This window comes from Lolliginicoccus lacisalsi (assembly GCF_014841105.1).
GTDB classification, from domain to species: Bacteria; Actinomycetota; Actinomycetes; order Mycobacteriales; family Mycobacteriaceae; genus Lolliginicoccus; species Lolliginicoccus lacisalsi.
Genome location: NZ_JACYWE010000002.1, coordinates 227,627 through 243,049, shown reverse-complemented (window position 1 = coordinate 243,049; position 15,423 = coordinate 227,627). Strand labels below are relative to the sequence as shown.

The window sequence follows — 15,423 nt, the reverse complement described above, 5'->3', positions numbered from 1 at the left end:
AACGATCCCCGGTGAGCAGCGCAAACAAGGAAACGCCCCGCTGTAGCCCGGGCGATGTAACGGGTATACCCGTGATCCCCAGCACAGAGGAGTTCCAGTGGCGCGACGCCAGCACCGAGCCGTAGCAGCGGGCTTGCTCGTCCTCGCTCTCTCCGCGACAGCGTGCGCGAACGATACCGATACGCTGTCCTACCGGTACGACACCCGCACCATGCCTGGCAACGGCTCAGCGAGCAGCGAGGTTAGCCCAGCGCCAGATGCCGCGCCGGAGGGCAGCAGCCCGCGCGCGACATCGGACTTCGCGGCCGCTCGCGCGACAGCGTCCGCCCGCGCCAACTCCGACGGTGCCCGCGGCAGCACCGGGGAAGCCAAGCCAGATCGGGCTAAGCCAGATCGAGCCAAGCCAGGCGGGGCAAAGCCGGATGGGGCTAAGCCAGGCGTGACAGACATCTCCGGCCCCACGTCCACCCTGGTCATCGCCGCCCGCACCCTCGCCGGGAGACCCATTCCCGGGGTCGGGGTGCAGGCAACCCGGATGGAGCCGTGCGTGTCAGCTCCCGGCTCGACCATCGTGGACACCTACCAGGGCGTCACCGATGCCGCTGGATACGCCGCGCTCGAAGTCACCCCCGGCTGCTTCCACTACAGCATCGACGACGTGCCGGCGCATGCCTATCCCGCGCCGACGGGCATGCACTGGGCCGAGCTCCCCGACGCGGATGCCACAGCGAACGGCGAGCTGCAATTCCTCGATGGCCCGCGCGGCCTCGGCGATGACTGGCGCTTCGGCAGCCTGCGCGCCCTCCACGCCGAAACGGGCGAGCCACTCGCAGGCATGCAGGTGCGGCTCCTGCGATGTGGAACCGACGGTACCGGCTACGTCACGCCCCCCTCCCGCGAGGACGGGCGCATCCCGCTGGCTCTCGATCCGGACTGCTATGCCGCGACCGGGGTAGCAGGTACCACCGATTGGGAGCTCGCCAGCAACGCCGTAAGCTTCGACGTCGCCACCGGATTCGTTGACGTGCCGCTCACGCTGCACCAGCCCTGCGAGCAGCCCGGCAATTGTGGCAACCCGCCCGCCACCGGCACGTTCACCGTCACCACCGCCACCGAGGCTGGTACGCCCGTGCGGGGCATCACCGTCAACATCGCCGAGTTCGACCGCTGCACCACCGCTAGCGACGACAACCTTGGCCGCCGGGTCGAGACCATCGTCACGGGTGAGGACGGCACCGCCACCACGACGCTGCCGCTCGGCTGCTACGGCTTCGGCACCTTGCTCGGCCCCATCACGTTCGCCCTCACCGACCTTGACGAGCCCGGCGAGCAGCGGAATGTCACCCTCACTGTCTCGGATGCATGGCTCGACGTGGTCGAGGAGGACGAGGAGAACTCGAGGCCGGGCATGTTCACGTTCACCGCGGCTACTGCGTCGGGCGGGCCCGTGCCGGGCGTGACCATCGGCGTGGCCAGGCTCGACCACTGCTACTCCGAGGGTCCCGACAAGGTCCTCAACGCCCGCGTCGTCGCCACGGTCACTACTGGTGCTGATGGCACCGCGTCCGTGGAGGTGCCGCAGGGCTGCTACGGGTTCAGCCTCGACGTGGTTCCCGACGACCAGGTGCCCGAGCCCTCCGGCCTGCACGGTGGCGAGATCACTCACGCCGGCCAGCAGCAATCAGTGCGCTTCACGTTCTATGACGATGCCGCACCTGCCGGGCAGTAGACCACTATCGGGACTATCGCGCGCAGGCCGGATCAGCAGGTAACGAGCTCGTTCGGATCATGAAACGTGCTCAGCCAGCGGCCGTAGGCGCCATCCCCGGCCTCGCGCACCGCCTGGCACATCGCTTCCTTGGTCGTGCCCGCGAACTGGAAGACCGCATAAATCGGATGCCCGTCCACGGACTGCCGCAGGGATGGACAGGCCCGGTCCGTCCGCAGGTAGTGCGCGCCCGGATTCTGATCGAGCAGGCGCTGCACCTCCTCCTCGTAGTGGCCTGGCGTGACGGCATTGCCCAGCACCACGATCCCGATGGCCTCGGAGCTTCCGCATGAGGGGCGGGTCATCGGCACGCTCACCGCGAGCTCCGTCCCGGACGGCTGCGCGGGATCCTCGGCGGGCGGGGCGGGCTGCCACAGCGCGAGCACCCCTATTCCGGCAGCGAGCACGGCGAGCAGGCTGACGGCGATCACAGGGGCGCGCCGCAAGGAGCGACCATCGTGCTGGGGGTCGGCCAGGGGTGCGAGAAACGTCTCGGGCTCCGGATAGGGCGAGTCATCCCAGCTCGGTGGCACTGCACCAACCTTTCCCTCGATCGACCACGACGTGCATTGGAGTCGTACGCATCCGACAATAGTGGGGCGCGTGCTCGCTCGCGTGATGACCGGACTCCTCGAGCTGCCACTGTGGCGAGGCTCATAGCAGCCGCGGGGAACCGTTTCCGTGCCCTTGTCCCGGGCGGAAGATGGAGGGGCTCAGGCCAGCCCGAATTTCCGGGCCACGATCTTCTCCACCATCCCGCGCGGCGCTAGGCGCTTGAGCGCGAACACGACCGGTGCATTCGAGCCCACCGCGTAGAACGGCGCGGGCGACGCGGCCTCGATCGCCTCGAGGATAGTGGCAGCCACCTCATCGGCGGTGATGCCGGTCGCTTCCTTCGCGTCGAGCGCGGAGATCGCCGTCTCGAAGCCCTCGCGGTAGGGCGAATTGTCGCGCAGGTACTTGGTGCGCCGCTCACTGATCCCGGTGTTGATCGAACCAGGCTCGACAGTGGTGATGCCCACGCCGAACGGGGCGAGCTCGAGCCGGGCCGCTTCCGCGAACCCCTTGATCGCGGCCTTCGACGCTACGTACGACGAGCGGTACGCCAGCGGGAAGCTCGCCAGCATCGAGCCGACCATCACCACCCGGCCGTAGCGGCGCTCGCGCATCCCCGGCAGCAACAACTGGGTCAGCCGCACCGCGCCCAGCACGTTGACCTGGAACAGTCGCTCCAGGGCCTCGCGAGGAAGCTCCTCGAGCGGGCCGGACTGGCTCTCCCCGGCATTGTTGACCAGCACATCCACCGCGCCAGCCTGCGCGGCGAGCGCCGTGAGCGACGCCTCGTCCGCCAGATCGAGCGGCAAGTACTCCACGCCCGGCACCCGCAGCCGTTCCGGGATCGACGCCGGATCTCGGCTCGTGCCGATCACCCGGTAGCCACGCTGCACCAGCGCCGCGGCCGTGGCCAGGCCGATCCCCGAGGATGCGCCCGTGACAAGCGCTGTCTTAGTCGTGCTCATGCCTGCTCTTTTCCGAGAGCGAGCCCAGCCGCGCGGCCCGAGAAGATGCAGCCACCGAGGAACGTGCCCTCCAGCGCGTTGTAGCCATGGACGCCACCACCGCCGAATCCGGCGACCTCGCCCGCCGCGTACAGGCCCGGCATGGGCGTGCCATCCGCGCGCAGCACCTGCGAATCAAGATTGGTCTGCAAGCCACCGAGCGTCTTGCGAGTCAGGATGTTCAACCGCACCGCGATCAACGGGCCATGCTCCGGATCGAGAATGCGATGCGGCGGCACCGCGCGCGCCAGCTTGTCGCCCAGGTAGCGGCGCGCGTTGTGGATGGCCATGACCTGCGCGTCCTTCGAGAACTTGTTGGCAACCTCCCGGTCCCGCGCCACGATCTGCTCCTCGAGGCGGGCGAGCTCGATCTCCGGGCCGCGCGCGATGCGATTCATCCCAGCCACCAGCTCGGGCAGCGAGTCCGCGACCACGAAGTCCGACCCATGCTGCTTGAACGCCTCCACCGGGCCCGGCGCGCCTTTGCGGATGCGTGTCGCGAGCGTCAGCTTCAAGTCCTTGCCGGTGATGTCCGGGTTCTGCTCCGAGCCCGAGAGCGCGAACTCCTTCTCGATGATCGTCTGCGTCAGCACGAACCACGAGTAGTCATGACCCGTGGCCAGGATCGCCTTCATCGTTGCGTTCGTATCGAAGCCCGGGAAGTTCGGAGCAGCCAGCCGATTGCCTGCCGCGTCGAACCACATCGACGACGGCCCCGGGATGATGCGGATCGCATGATCCGGCCAGATCGGATCCCAATTGTTGATGCCCTCGGTGTAGTGCCACATGCGGTCCCGGTTGACGATCCGCCCGCCCGCGTCCTCCGCGATGCCCAGCATGCGCCCGTCCACATGGGCCGGCACGCCCGAGATCATCGACTTCGGGCACGGGCCCAGTCGCTCCGTCGGCCAATTGCGTCGGATCAGCTCATGATTGTGGCCGATCCCGCCCGCGGCGACGATCACCGCCGGCGCGCGCACCTCGAAGTCATCGACCACCGTCCGCGACGACGCCACCCCGCGCTCCGCGTCCGACGGTTCCAGCACCGCGCCGCGAATCCCCACCACGGCGCCGTCCTCGACGATCAGCTCATCGACCCGATGCCGGAACCGCAGCTCCACCAGCCCCCGCTTCTCGGCGTCCAGCACACGATCCGCGAAGATGCCCATCACGGCAGGGCCCGTGCCCCACGCCAGGTGAAAACGCGGCACCGAATTGCCATGCCCGCCAGCAAGTCCTCCGCCGCGCTCCGCCCACCCCACCAGAGGCGTGAATCGCAAGCCCAGATCATGCAGGTACTGGCGCTTCACCGTCGCTGCGAACTCCACGTACGCCCGCGCCCACCGCTCGCCCCACGAATCCTCATCCGGCCGATCGAATCCCGCCGACCCCTGCCAGTCCTGCCACGCCAGCTCGACCGAGTCCTTGATGCCCATGCGCCGCTGCTCCGGGGAATTCACCAGGAACAAGCCGCCCAGCGACCAGAACGCCTGGCCACCCAGGTTGCCCCGGTTCTCCTGGTCAACGATCACCACCCGCTTGCCCGCGCGCGCAAGCTCATGGGCCGCGACCAGGCCAGCCAGCCCAGCACCAACAATGACAACTTCCGGAGACCGCAGCGACGCCATACCACCACTAAACCGCATCCTGGGGCCGCGTGGGTCCTCGCCACGCGCAGTAGCGGCGGTGTCGCGCGCGATCGTGAAGATCCAGCCACGCGGGGCGTGGCCAGGTTTTCACGATCGGGTAGGCGGGGCAGCGGCGGTGGGCGGAGCTCCTTCGGGTGGCGGCGTCCTTCGGGTGGCGGCGTCCTTCGGCCCGTCGCTTCCAGTGGAAACTTTTCCCGCTCCACGGGGGATTAGTTTCCACTGGCCGCGCGAACCTGGCCGCGCGATCGAGGTGGGGCGAGGCAGCGGCGCACGCGGGGACAGTATCCGGTAAGCCCCCAATTCCTATGTAAGGCGAAAACAGGACATACAAATGTGATGTGCATCACTACCCTTTAATTCAGGGTGGGGCAAGCTCAAAGGAGATGGCATGAAGAACCCGACTCGAGCGGCTGTCGCTGCTGTTGCGAGCGCAATAGTTATTGCTGGCGCCCCGTCCGTGGCCAATGCTCAGGACCTCTCGTCGACATTGTCGATCGGCAGCATGGAATTGCTTCCTCTGCTCAGCGTCTACACGCCCAACTATTACTATCCCTACTATGGATACGGCTGGGCGGGCCCGGCCTTCGACCTCGGTGAGACCGCGATCACGGGCACAGTCGACGTGATAGGCCAGGGTTTCGGCTTCCTGGGAGGGCTCTTCTGAGCCAGGACCGACGAACCTGGATCCGCGGCTGCGCACAATGCAAAGGTCGCGGATCCAGGGCTTCTTGGTGCAGCAATTGGCAGCATTTTCAATGCAGCATTGAGGGACAGCGAGGATTCTGCTTCCGCTGCTTCGGTCTAGCTTGTGCGAGCAGTTCTCCAAAAGGTCTCGCAAGTTAATTCCGCGAACCGCGATCGTGAAGTTTCAGCCACGCCACGTGTGGCTAGATTTCCATGCTTGAGCGGCGCGTCCAAGGGCGGCGGGATTCCCGCCTGCCCGGGCCGGACCGGATCGCTGCCTCGTGCGGGCCGGGGTGGCGGCCCAGGCATACCCCCGGTGGAATGCCCGATTCGCGTCCGCTGCCCGCACGGCGAGCATCATCCTCGATCGCGGCGTTCGCACGGCAAGGGTGGAAGTGACTGGGTCCTTGCACCACACTGGAGGGATGAGTGTGGCGCACGCCACATGTGGCCCCGGCCGGGCAGACGATCGAATCCGACCAAGGAGTGTTGATGAATCTCGCGACGAAGCTCATCGCGTCCCATCTCGAATCAGGTGATCTGACGCCCGGCGCCGAGATCGCGCTGCGCGTGGACCAGACGCTGACCCAGGACGCGACCGGGACACTGGTCATGCAGGAGCTCGAGGCGCTCGGCCTCGACCGCACCCACGCCGAGGTGAGCGTGCAGTACGTGGACCACAACCTGCTGCAGGCCGACGAGCGCAACGCCGAGGACCACGATTTCCTGCGCAGCGCCTGCGAGCGCTTCGGGATCTGGTATTCCAAGGCAGGCAACGGCGTTTCCCACCCAACGCACATGCAGCGGTTCGGCAAGCCCGGGAAGACGATGGTGGGCTCGGACTCGCACACGCCCGCGGCGGGCTCGCTCGGCATGCTCGCCATCGGCGTGGGTGGGCTCGAGGTGGCCCTCGCCATCGCCGGGCGGCCCGTCTACCTGAGGATGCCCGAGATCTGGGGCGTCGAGCTGACGGGGGAGCTGCCCCCGTGGTGCTCGGCGAAGGATGTGATCCTTGAGATGCTGCGCAGGCACAGCGTCAAGGGCGGTGTCGGGCGGATCATCGAGTACTACGGACCGGGCCTCGAGAACCTTGCCGCGATGGACCGGCACGTGATCGCCAACATGGGCGCCGAGCTGGGCGCCACCACCTCGGTGTTCCCGGCCGACGATGCGGTGCGCGAGTTCCTCCGTGCCGAGGATCGGGAGGATGACTTCGAGGAGCTGCGCGCCGACCCCGGAGCGACCTACGACGTCACTGAGCACATCGATCTGTCGACGATCGAACCCTTGATCGCGATGCCCTCCGCGCCCGACAAGGTGGTGCCGGTGAGCGAGGTCGCCGGGGAACCGGTCAGCCAAGTAGTGGTCGGATCATCGGCGAACCCGGGACTGCGCGACTTCGCCATCGTCGCGGCGATGGTCGCGGGACGGCAGACCGATGCGGCGGTCAGCTTCGATGTGAACCCCTCCTCCCGCCAGATCCTCGCCGACCTCACTGACATGGGCGCCACGACGGACCTCATCAAGGCCGGCGCCCGGATCCACCAGTCCGGCTGCATGGGCTGCATCGGGATCGGCCAGGCGCCCGCGACAGGCCACAACTCGCTGCGCACCTTCCCGCGGAACTTCCCTGGCCGATCGGGCACCAAGGAGGATTCCGTATGGCTGTGCAGCCCGGAGACCGCGGCGGCGTCAGCGCTGACCGGCAGGATCACCGATCCGCGCGCGTGGGCGAGCGAGAACAACGTCGACTATCCCGCCCTCCGGTTGCCGCAGCGATCCGCGGTCAACCGGGCCATGCTCACCCCACCGCCCGACCGCGACGAGAGGACCGAGCTGGTCCGAGGGCCGAACATCAGTTCCTTGCCGGAGTTCGAGCCGCTCCCGGACCGGCTCGAGGCGCCGGTGCTGCTCAAGGTCGGAGACGACATCTCGACCGATGACATCTCCCCGGCGGGCGCGCGGGCGCTGCCCTACCGGTCGAACATTCCCAAGCTCGCGGAGTTCAGCTTCACCCGCGTCGACGCGACCTACCCGGACCGGGCCACCGATCCGCACATCATCGTCGGCGGCGAGAACTACGGCCAGGGATCCTCGCGGGAGCACGCTGCCATCGCTCCCCGATATCTGGGCCTGCGCCTCGTGATCGCGAAATCGTTTGCCCGCATTCATTGGCAGAACCTCGCCAACTTTGGTGTTGTTCCCCTCGAGTTCGGCGACCCGGCCGACTATGACCTCATCGACGAGGGCGATGAGCTCGACATCGACGGGCTCAGGGAGGCAATAGCAACCAGGCCGAGCTTCACGATCCGCAACACGACCAAGGGCACGGAGATCGAGGTGCGGCATCGGATGTCGAAGCGCCAGGTGGACACCGTCCTTGCCGGCGGCATCATCCCGCAGCTCGCTTCCTGACGGACCTAGCTCTCGGGTCCTGCCGACGGGTCAGCCCCGGTGGCGTCGAGGATCAGTCGCGCCGCCTCCTCGGGCTGGTCCCAGTGCGGGAAGTGACCGCAATCGTCGAACCAGTGCAGCTCCGCACCGGGGAACAGGTCCTGCGCCCGCTTCGCCTGCCGCGGAAGGGTGACCCGGTCGTTGCGCCCCCAGCCGATGGTCACCGCGCCATGCCGCATCCCCGCTGCCGGCCCGTCCTGCTTGGGGCCGTGCACCAGGGAATGCAGCGCCTCGTCGAGACTGGGGGAGGCCGCGAAGCCGCGCAGCTCGTTGAGCACCAGCCGCGGGTCAAGGCGCCACGGCTTGGCGGAGAACTGCAGCAGCAGGGCAGTGCGCCCGGCCTTGCTGCGAGTCAACGTGGGAAGCATCGGTTGGATGCGGCGAACCAGTGCGACCGACGCCTTGATGGACGCGCCGAACACCGTGACCTCCCGATCGGTCCAGAAGCCGCCAGGGGCAAGGGCCACAACCCTGCCCGCGTATCCACGCCGTGCCATCTCCAGCACCATGCGGGCGCCCATCGAGCTGCCCACGATATCCACATCGCCCAGTCCGTGCTCGGCGATGAACCCCTCGACCGCATCGGTGAGCGCCGCGATAGTGACCTCGCCAGGCAAGGCTGGGCTGTCCCCGAACCCGGGCAGGTCCACCGCGAAGACCTCCCGCTCGCCGACCAGCGTGGACAGCACCGGGTCCCAGTTGCCCAGGCTCGACCCGAGGCCGTGCACAAGCAGCAGCGGCCGTCCCGCCCCGGTGCGGACGAAATGCATCCGGCCGCCTGCGTCATGGTTGGGTCCGCTCATCGTGCACTCCCTTTCGTTGACGCGCTTGTGGGCGCAGCGTACCCGGTAGGCGGCGCCGAACACCGTTTGTTGGGGGCGCTGGGCATCGGGACTAGGCCGACGCTGTGGTGCGGCTGGATTCGATTGCGTAGGCCAGTCGCGGTGATTGTTCCAGTCCTGCGATGGAGTCCGAGCATTGAAGGCTCACTTGCATTCAGCTTGCTCCACCTTTCGTGATGCCGTTCCCGATGCCGTTCCTGATGCCGAAGACCGGAGCAACACATGAACTGCTTGAACCGGGCCTTGCTGCTGGTCGAGGCCTCCGTGGTCGCGGGGAACGCCTTCTTGGGGGCTGCCGACCCTTTCGCATCAGGCCAGGTGACGGAAGCAATTGACACGACAGGCGGTGTGCAGGCAATCAGCCTCGCCGAATGCACGACTTCAGGAAGCGCGGACCCGGCTCGGCAGCGGGTGACGCAGGTCTTTCCGCGTGATGCGACGCTGACCGGGGTCACCGGCCAGTTCGTGCTCGGGGTGCGGGCGAGCGCCGCGGGCCTTACCTTGCTCAACACGGTTGCCCTGGATGCTGCCGTCAGCCTGGACTTCGACTGATCGTGAAGGTGGGCGTGGCCGATCCGGGTCCCGCAAACGTGCGCGATCGTGAAGGTCTCGCCACCTCCCGCGTGGCTGGATCTTCACGATCGGCGGTCCAGGCCAGGCCAGCGGGGCCAGGCCAGCGGGTCCAGCCCCGTCAAGCCCCGTCAAGCCTCCACCACCAGCTTCTCGGCGGCTGCGCGCACCACATCCGGGATGGGGACGGGGGCGCGGGCGATGGCGTCGATGTAGACGTGGACGAATCGCCCGGTGGCGGCGAGCTCGAGGGTGTCCCCGTCGGCGCGGAAGATCGCGAGCCCATAGGTGATGCTGCGATTGCCGAGCCTGCTCACCGACAGCCCGACGCGCAGCGAGTCCGGGAATGACAGTTCGCGCACGTACGTGCAGGATGTCTCGGCGACGATGCCGATGGCGCCGATCGTGCGGATATCGCAGCCGGTCTCACGCATGAGCCAGGCGTTGACGGCGGTGTCGAAGTAGGCGTAGTAGGTGACGTTGTTGACATGGCCGTAGTGGTCGTTGTCGGCCCAGCGGGTCTCGATCGGCCACAGCACGGGGTAGGTGTCGGTGTTCACGGGGCAACCTTGATGATCTGTCGGAGCGCCTGGCCGGTGTGGAGCTGGTCCATGGCGTCGTTGATGCGGTCGAGGGGGAGGGTGCCGGAGATGAGCTTCTCGAGCGGTAGCTGCCCGTTGCGCCACATGTCGACGTAGCGCGGGATGTCGCGCGCGGGGACGGCGGAGCCGAGGTAGGAGCCGATGATGGTGCGGGCTTCGGCGGTGAGCTGGAGGGGAGCGATCTGTGATCGTGCATCGGGGGAGGGCAATCCGACGGTGACGGTGGTTCCACCCGCGGCGGTGAGGGCGATGGCAGTCTCGAACGCGCGCGGGTGCCCCGCAGCCTCGATGACCACGGGCGCGCGCACCCCTTTCTCGATCGCGTCGTCCGGGGTGTAGGCGGATCGGGCGCCGAGCTGGCGGGCGATGTCGAGCTTGGCGGGCAGCGCATCGACCCCGATGACGTGGTGGCCGAGCGCGACGGCGGTGAGCACGGCGGCGAGGCCGACCCCTCCGAGCCCGACGACGAGGACGGTGTCGCCTGGCCCGGGCCGCCCCGCGTTGATGACGGCACCGCCGCCGGTGAGGACGGCACAGCCGAGCAGCGCTGCGATCTCGGGCGGTACATCGTCGTCGACAGGCACCACGGAGCGATGGTTGACGACGGCGTGGGTCGCGAACCCGGACACTCCGAGATGGTGGTGGACCGCGGCTCCGCCGCGGTGGAGCCGCATCGCGTTGCCGAGGAGGGAGCCCGCGTGGTTGGCGACGGTTCCGGGCTGGCAGGGCAGCTTGCCGTTGGTGGCGCAGCCGGGGCAGGAGCCGCAGCGGGGGAGGAACGTCATGATGACCCGCTGGCCCAGTGCGAGATCGTCGACGCCGGGGCCGATCTCGCGGATCCGTCCAGCAGATTCGTGGCCGAGCAGCATCGGCACGGGGCGCACGCGGCTGCCGTTGACGACCGATAGGTCGGAGTGGCACAGGCTTGCGGCCTCGATCTCGACGAGGATCTCTCCGTCGCCTGGCGGGTCGAGGTCGAGCTCGCTGACGGTGATCGGTGCACTGTCCGCATAGGGCAGTGGCGCGCCGATGGTCTCGAGGACGGCACCGCGGATCTTCATGCGTGTCACCCTACGGCGCGTGATCTATGCGGCGCGCGCGGACTCGCGCGATGCGCCGGAAGCCGGTTCGTCGAAGCTCTGGGTGGTGGTGACAGCCAAGGACCGCGCGGAGCGAGCGGTGCGCGGACGGAGCGGGCCATCGTGGGTGTCGCGACGCGCGAGCACCATCAGCACTACCCACCCCGCGATCACTGTGAGGTGGCCGAGCTCCCCGGTGACGGTCGTGGTCGCGCCGGCCACTCCGATCGCGGCGGAAACCAGCAGACCGAGCGATGCCACGCCCATGAGGGCGAGCATGCCGCGAGCGCGGGACGGCTGGATCGCGGCGGCGAGGAAGCCCGCGGCGAGCGCGACCTTGAGCACGGTGACCTCATGGGATGCGTGGCCGTGATGGTGCGACATCGCGGAAATGACAACGGCGACCTGGACCAGGGCGAGCGTGACCAGGGCGATGCGTGGCCACCATGTCCGCAGCAGGCGGGGCCGTGGCGGGGCTTGGAGGCCTGCTACGAGTCTCGCGGACCTGTCGGGCACGACCGGCAGGGGCATGAGCCGACTGCGCCGGCGCAGGTCCACCGCAGCGTTCTGCCATGCCTGGCATCCCGCGCACCCAGCGAGGTGCGTTTCCACCGCATCGGATGCTAGCGGCGCGGGCTCGCCGTCGAGCCGCGCGGACAGGGATTCCCGCACTGCCGAGCAGTCTTTCTCCACCATGCACTAGTAGTCGCATGGGCGTGGTGCTGAGTTCCCGCGGGATCGGTCGCGAGCGCCGTCCGGTAGCGTGACGGCGTGCACGATCCGCTGCTGCCGCTTGCGCTCGCTGCCCGCGATGGCGACCGCGGCGCGCTCGATGACCTGGTCCGCGCCACCCAGGCCGATGTGTGGCGGTTCTGCGCGCACCTCGTCGACACTGCCTCCGCCGATGACCTCGTGCAGGACACCTACCTGCGGATGATGGGCGCGCTGCCCCGGTTCCGGGCTGCCTCGACCGTGCTCACCTGGTTGCTGTCGATCGCCCGGCACGCGTGCCACGACGAGTTGCGCCGACGCATCCGCCGCCGCGGGCACGAGACGGGCACCGAAAGCACCCCGCGCGCGGCCAGCGACCTGTCCGGGCATATCGCGATGACGGTGCTCATCGCCGCGCTCGATAGGGATCGCCGTGAGGCGTTCGTGCTCACCCAGGTGTTCGGCATGAGCTATGACGAGGCGGCCACCGTGTGCGAATGCGCCGTGGGCACCATCCGGTCCCGCGTGGCGCGCGCCCGCAGCGACCTCATCGCGATGAGCAACGAGCCCGGGCAGCGATCGGCGGGATCCGCGCGCAAGAACGCCTGATCCGGTGCGCTGCGATCCCCGGGAACTACTGGCGCCTCTGCTGCGACTAACGGGGAAACGGTTCGGTCGCATCAGGACGAGGGGGCGTGGTGGGGACTGTCATGAGCAGCGCCCGGGCACGTTCGTGGCTGCTTGCGCTCGCGCTTGTCGCTGCGTTCGTCGCTCCCGCGTTCCTCGTTGCCCCGCCCCCGGCATCCGCGCACGCATCGCTCGTCGAGACCACGCCTAGCGACGGCAGCCGGGTCGATCATCAGCCGGACGCAGTGGTCCTGCGCTTCAGCGAGCCCATCACGCTGGTCGAGGATTCGATCCGGGTGCTCGACCGCAATGCCGAGCGTGTCGAGACCGGTGAGATCCGCCAGGAACCCGGCCCCGACCATGCGCGCGTGGCCCTGCGCCCCAGCCTGCCCGATGGCGTCTACACAGTGGCCTGGCGAGTCGTCTCCGCGGACTCCCACCCCATCCGCGGATCGTTCACCTTCACGCTCGGCGACCCGGCCGACACCTCCACGGTGCTCCATTCCGATCTCGCGGACGACGCCAGCAGCGTGTGGGACGGTGTCGCGCTGGGGCTCCGCTGGATCATCTACGTTGGCGCCCTCGCCGCGGCGGGCCTCGTTGTGCTGGGACGATTCATCCTGCCCGCTGGCCAGCAGCACTTGGCGCGGGAGCTTGTGGGCGCGACCCGGATCACGGCGGTGGCCGCGCTGCTCGCCAGCCTCGTGTCGCTGCCGGTCAACACGATCATCGTCGCCGGCCCTGGCCTCAGCTGGAACGCCCTGTCCACGGTGCTCGGATCGTCGTTCGGCGCATCTGCCCTGCTCGGCATCGTCGGGCTCGTGCTCATCCTCGCCCCGGCCCGGGGAGTGCTCCCCCTCCTTGGAGCCGCGCTCGCCACCAGTGCCTTCGTGCTAGCCGGGCACTCCGTGACAGCCCAGCCGCGAAGCCTTGTCCTAGCCTCCGACCTGCTGCACGTTGTCGCCGCCGCGATATGGCTCGGGGGCCTGATAGGACTGCTCATCCTCCTTCGCAGCGGTATGCCGGTGGAGTCAAAGGCGCGCACGGTGGCCCGGTTCTCCACGATCGCCGCGATCCTGGTGGCGCTGCTCGCGCTGTCCGGCACCGCGATGGCCTGGGCCGAGATCCGCGACTGGAGCAGCCTCGATACCCGGTACGGGTGGATCCTCCTCGCCAAGGTTGCGGTTGTCGTCCTCGTGATCGCGGTGGCCGGCTACAACCGGTGGCGCCTGCTCCCACGCATTCAACGGCGCTCCAGCTCAGCACCGCGACAACTCGCTCGCACCCTGCGGATCGAAGCACTCGGCCTGCTGATCGTGCTCGCCCTCACCGCTGCCCTGGTTGCCACGCCACCGCCGAGGCCTACGGTCGGACCCCACACCGAGACGCTCGAGCTCAGCGACAGCCTCGAAACCACCATTTCCGTCACCCCTGCCGTCGTAGGCAGCAACAGCATCGAGCTGCAGATACGCGACGACCAGGGCGAGCCGGTGACCGGGCTGGACGCGGTGACCCTGCGCTTCAGCCATCCCGCATCGGGCATCGAGAACATCGAGCGGCCCGCCGCCCAGCACTCTGCAGGCACTGCGGATTTCCACTACGAGGGCAGCGACCTCGCGATCCCGGGCGACTGGGAGATCGAGGTGCGCGTCCTCGTCAGCGAATTCGAGCTGCTGACCGCCGCCACCACCGCCCGCATCCAGGAAAGGACACCATGACCAGCACCAACCGCAAGGCCGCCGCCGCGCTCGCCGGGCTGCTCCTCGCTCCCGCGCTCGCCACGCCCGCGCTCGCGCATGTCACCGCCAACCCGGACGAGGCCAGCTCGCGCTACTTCCGCACCGCGCTGCGCGTGGGCCATGGCTGCGACGGCTCGCCCACCACCGCCGTGCGCGTCCAGATCCCCGAAGGCGTCGAGAACGCTGGCGCCGAGCAGATCGCCGGATGGGACGCCGAGGTCATTCGCGAGGACCTCCCTGAGCCCATCGAAGGCGCGCACGGTCCCATCACCGATCGCGTCTCCGAAGTCGTGTTCAGCGGCAACAGCCTTCCTGATGACCAGTTCCAGGAGTTCGGCCTCAGCCTCACCCTCGCCGACGACGCCCCCGAAGTCTTGTGGCTGCCCGTCATCCAGGAATGCGAGGAAGGCGCCAACCGCTGGATCGAGATCCCCGACAGCATCGACCAGTGGGGCGAGCTCGACGCTCCAGCGCCGTATGTCACCGTAGCGATGGACTCCAGTGGCAGCGACGCGGACGTCGACACTACCGCTGCCGATGGCGGCGACGACAGCAATGTGCTGCCGGTCAGTGCCCTCTTCGTCGCGGTCCTCGCGCTCGGAGCCGCCGGTTTCGCCCTGGTGCGTAGCGGGCGGCGGTAGGACTCCTGGCGCGGCTGGGTCCGCGGGTGGTTCCGGGGCTGGTGGTGGTTCTTGGGCTGGTGGTTGCTGGGCTGGTGGTTGTTCCTGGTTGCTGGGCTGGTGGTTGCCTGGGCTGGTGGTGGAAGCTTTTCCCGCTCAGGGGAGGAAAAGTTTCCACTGGCCGGGAGGTGCTGGGCGGAGCGTCCTTCACCGGGCCTGCGGCCGATGCCGGTTGCAGCCACCCTTCCGCTGATGATCCCACCCTCAGTGGACAGCTGCCACCGAAATTTCGGTGGCAGCTCTGGCGATTCGTGGCGCCTGGGAGCTTGGGGTGGCAGCTGGGGTCGGTTGTCCCCACTGGTTGCGCCCGGTGCCGCCTGGTTCCCGCCGCCTGGTTCCCGCCGCCAGTGTCCCCGCCGGTGCCGCCAGTGTTCCCGCCGCTTGGTTCCCGCCGCCGCCGCCAGTGTCCCCCCCCGCCAGTGGAAACTTTTCCCGCTCAGAGCGGGAAAAGTTTCCACC

At 68.4% G+C, this 15,423-nt stretch carries 14 protein-coding genes; 7 read left to right on the top strand and 7 right to left on the bottom strand.

Annotation, left to right across the window (positions count from 1 at the left end):
• Nucleotides 1-97 precede the first annotated feature (97 nt).
• A complete protein-coding gene (locus tag HT102_RS04605) occupies nt 98-1,729 on the top strand; it encodes a hypothetical protein (RefSeq protein WP_192038229.1) in 1,632 nt (543 codons plus the stop codon).
• 32 nt (nt 1,730-1,761) lie between these two features.
• Here the strand turns inward: HT102_RS04605 and HT102_RS04600 are convergent, their stop codons facing one another.
• The 3 genes from HT102_RS04600 to HT102_RS04590 form a co-directional block, all read right to left on the bottom strand.
• Nucleotides 1,762-2,301, bottom strand: a complete 540-nt coding sequence (locus HT102_RS04600) for a hypothetical protein (RefSeq protein WP_192038228.1) — start codon at nt 2,299-2,301, stop codon at nt 1,762-1,764.
• A gap of 180 nt (nt 2,302-2,481) precedes the next feature.
• The gene (locus HT102_RS04595; protein ID WP_192038227.1) at nt 2,482-3,288 is read right to left on the bottom strand and encodes an SDR family oxidoreductase; all 807 of its coding nucleotides are present in this window, start codon (nt 3,286-3,288) and stop codon (nt 2,482-2,484) included.
• Complete coding sequence (locus HT102_RS04590) at nt 3,285-4,955, bottom strand: FAD-binding dehydrogenase (RefSeq protein WP_192038226.1); 1,671 nt, start codon at nt 4,953-4,955, stop codon at nt 3,285-3,287. The genes HT102_RS04595 and HT102_RS04590 overlap by 4 nt, the downstream gene beginning before the upstream one ends.
• A 409-nt stretch (nt 4,956-5,364) precedes the next feature.
• Here HT102_RS04590 and HT102_RS04585 point away from each other — a divergent pair, with 409 nt between their 5' ends.
• Both HT102_RS04585 and HT102_RS04580 read left to right on the top strand, forming a co-directional pair.
• Entirely contained in the window at nt 5,365-5,640 is a 276-nt protein-coding gene (locus HT102_RS04585; protein WP_192038225.1) for a hypothetical protein, read from the top strand.
• Between the two features lie 512 nt (nt 5,641-6,152).
• Nucleotides 6,153-8,075: an aconitate hydratase gene (locus tag HT102_RS04580; protein ID WP_225443223.1), complete on the top strand. Its 1,923-nt coding sequence runs from the start codon at nt 6,153-6,155 to the stop codon at nt 8,073-8,075.
• A gap of 5 nt (nt 8,076-8,080) precedes the next feature.
• On the opposite strand, the gene HT102_RS04575 is transcribed toward HT102_RS04580, so the two are convergent.
• Nucleotides 8,081-8,917, bottom strand: a complete 837-nt coding sequence (locus tag HT102_RS04575) for an alpha/beta fold hydrolase (RefSeq protein ID WP_225443222.1) — start codon at nt 8,915-8,917, stop codon at nt 8,081-8,083.
• 261 nt (nt 8,918-9,178) lie between these two features.
• Here HT102_RS04575 and HT102_RS04570 point away from each other — a divergent pair, with 261 nt between their 5' ends.
• Nucleotides 9,179-9,508: a hypothetical protein gene (locus HT102_RS04570; RefSeq protein WP_192038224.1), complete on the top strand. Its 330-nt coding sequence runs from the start codon at nt 9,179-9,181 to the stop codon at nt 9,506-9,508.
• Between the two features lie 149 nt (nt 9,509-9,657).
• Here HT102_RS04570 and HT102_RS04565 read toward each other — a convergent pair whose 3' ends face one another.
• Genes HT102_RS04565 through HT102_RS04555 form a run of 3 tightly spaced genes read right to left on the bottom strand, consistent with a single transcriptional unit; the run spans nt 9,658 to nt 11,903 of the window.
• Entirely contained in the window at nt 9,658-10,086 is a 429-nt protein-coding gene (locus HT102_RS04565; RefSeq protein ID WP_192038223.1) for an acyl-CoA thioesterase, read from the bottom strand.
• The gene (locus HT102_RS04560) at nt 10,083-11,189 is read right to left on the bottom strand and encodes an alcohol dehydrogenase catalytic domain-containing protein (RefSeq protein WP_192038222.1); all 1,107 of its coding nucleotides are present in this window, start codon (nt 11,187-11,189) and stop codon (nt 10,083-10,085) included. Before HT102_RS04560 ends, HT102_RS04565 begins: the two co-directional genes overlap by 4 nt.
• 24 nt (nt 11,190-11,213) lie before the next feature.
• A complete protein-coding gene (locus tag HT102_RS04555) occupies nt 11,214-11,903 on the bottom strand; it encodes a zf-HC2 domain-containing protein (RefSeq protein ID WP_192038221.1) in 690 nt (229 codons plus the stop codon).
• Nucleotides 11,904-11,978: 75 nt separating this feature from the next.
• Here HT102_RS04555 and HT102_RS04550 point away from each other — a divergent pair, with 75 nt between their 5' ends.
• From HT102_RS04550 to HT102_RS04540, 3 genes are all read left to right on the top strand, one after another.
• Nucleotides 11,979-12,527, top strand: coding sequence for a sigma-70 family RNA polymerase sigma factor (locus HT102_RS04550; RefSeq protein WP_192038220.1), 549 nt, complete (start codon nt 11,979-11,981; stop codon nt 12,525-12,527).
• Between the two features lie 86 nt (nt 12,528-12,613).
• On the top strand, nt 12,614-14,263 hold the full coding sequence (locus HT102_RS04545) for a copper resistance CopC/CopD family protein (protein ID WP_192038219.1): 1,650 nt from the start codon (nt 12,614-12,616) through the stop codon (nt 14,261-14,263).
• Nucleotides 14,260-14,925 carry a YcnI family protein gene (locus HT102_RS04540; protein ID WP_192038218.1) on the top strand — a complete coding sequence of 222 codons (666 nt, stop codon included), beginning with the start codon at nt 14,260-14,262 and terminating at the stop codon, nt 14,923-14,925. Before HT102_RS04545 ends, HT102_RS04540 begins: the two co-directional genes overlap by 4 nt.
• Nucleotides 14,926-15,423 lie beyond the last annotated feature (498 nt).

Coding starts and splice junctions, on each gene's coding strand:
- HT102_RS04595 (WP_192038227.1), bottom strand. CDS start 3,288: ATGAGCACGACTAAGACAGCGCTTGTCACGGGCGCATCCTCGGGGATC.
- HT102_RS04590 (WP_192038226.1), bottom strand. CDS start 4,955: ATGGCGTCGCTGCGGTCTCCGGAAGTTGTCATTGTTGGTGCTGGGCTG.
- HT102_RS04585 (WP_192038225.1), top strand. CDS start 5,365: ATGAAGAACCCGACTCGAGCGGCTGTCGCTGCTGTTGCGAGCGCAATA.
- HT102_RS04580 (WP_225443223.1), top strand. CDS start 6,153: ATGAATCTCGCGACGAAGCTCATCGCGTCCCATCTCGAATCAGGTGAT.
- HT102_RS04575 (WP_225443222.1), bottom strand. CDS start 8,917: ATGAGCGGACCCAACCATGACGCAGGCGGCCGGATGCATTTCGTCCGC.
- HT102_RS04570 (WP_192038224.1), top strand. CDS start 9,179: ATGAACTGCTTGAACCGGGCCTTGCTGCTGGTCGAGGCCTCCGTGGTC.
- HT102_RS04560 (WP_192038222.1), bottom strand. CDS start 11,189: ATGAAGATCCGCGGTGCCGTCCTCGAGACCATCGGCGCGCCACTGCCC.
- HT102_RS04555 (WP_192038221.1), bottom strand. CDS start 11,903: ATGGTGGAGAAAGACTGCTCGGCAGTGCGGGAATCCCTGTCCGCGCGG.
- HT102_RS04540 (WP_192038218.1), top strand. CDS start 14,260: ATGACCAGCACCAACCGCAAGGCCGCCGCCGCGCTCGCCGGGCTGCTC.